Source organism: Arachnia propionica (genome assembly GCF_003859805.1).
GTDB classification, from domain to species: Bacteria; Actinomycetota; Actinomycetes; order Propionibacteriales; family Propionibacteriaceae; genus Arachnia; species Arachnia propionica_C.
Genome location: NZ_RQZG01000046.1, coordinates 1 through 875 on the forward strand (window position 1 = coordinate 1; position 875 = coordinate 875).

General features: G+C 57.8%; 1 protein-coding gene. It reads right to left on the minus strand.

From position 1 onward, the window contains the following. Positions 1–9: 9 nt before the first annotated feature. Positions 10–765, minus strand: coding sequence for a transposase family protein (locus tag EII34_RS15710; protein WP_221620332.1), 756 nt, complete (start codon positions 763–765; stop codon positions 10–12). Between the last annotated feature and the right edge of the window lie 110 nt (positions 766–875).

The following is an 875-nucleotide window of genomic DNA, read 5'->3' on the forward strand; positions in this document are numbered from 1 at the left end:
GAGGGTTATTCAGAGGATGCCAAAAATTATCCCGAGTACGGCTTTGATCGTGGTTTCGAATGTCGTGTATGGGCGGCGGTAGATGGTGCTGAGGATCCGCCATGTTTTGAGGTGGGCGATGGCTTGCTCAACGGGCCATCGGATGTGGTTGATGTGTGGGTTGTGTTCTTCGTCGTCCGAGGTGAGGTGTCCGCGGGGTGGGGTCCTGACTGGTGTGGTGAGACCTCGTCCGATGTAGCCCTTGTCGGCGATGATCTTGGTCGGGTCGAGGTGGGTGAGGATGTCGTGGGTGTCGAGGGCTGTCACGTCATGGGTGCTGCCGGGGAGTGGGCTGGAGATCCAGTGGAGTCGTCCCAAGGTGTCGGTGATGACCTGGATGTTGACGCCGGTGTGGTGGTGCTTGACCGAGTACAGGCTGGGCTGGTCGGCCCAATCAAGGCAGGGCAGGATGGTGCCGTCGATCAGGAGGGTGGTGTTGGTGGGGACGTCTGCCAGGGTGGGGATGTCCTCCTCGAGGGCGTCGGCCAGGAGGGTGGTGACTGCGGCGATGGCTCGGCTGATGGTGGACTGGGACACGCCATGGCTTTCGGCGAGTTCGGCCTGCACGCGGTTGCGCCTGAGGTACTTCAGAGTCACCACCAGTGCTCCCAGAAGACCCAGGATCGGAGGAACGGTGTACCTTTTGGGATGGTTGTTCAGTTTCTCGAACAGGGCGTGGCATTGGTCGATGGTGACGCCTGTGCTATTATACATGTGGCAGTTCATTCTTCTAGGGTTTCTTTCCAAGATTTATCCTATCGGAATGAGCTGCCCCTTTGTGTTTAAATTGCGACGTGTTTCATGATGCTATTTTCAAGCCACCTGAATAACCCTCC

What these genes read in the sequence shown, in the direction of transcription:
- EII34_RS15710 (WP_221620332.1), bottom strand. Translation starts at nt 765, where the DNA reads ATGAACTGCCACATGTATAATAGCACAGGCGTCACCATCGACCAATGC.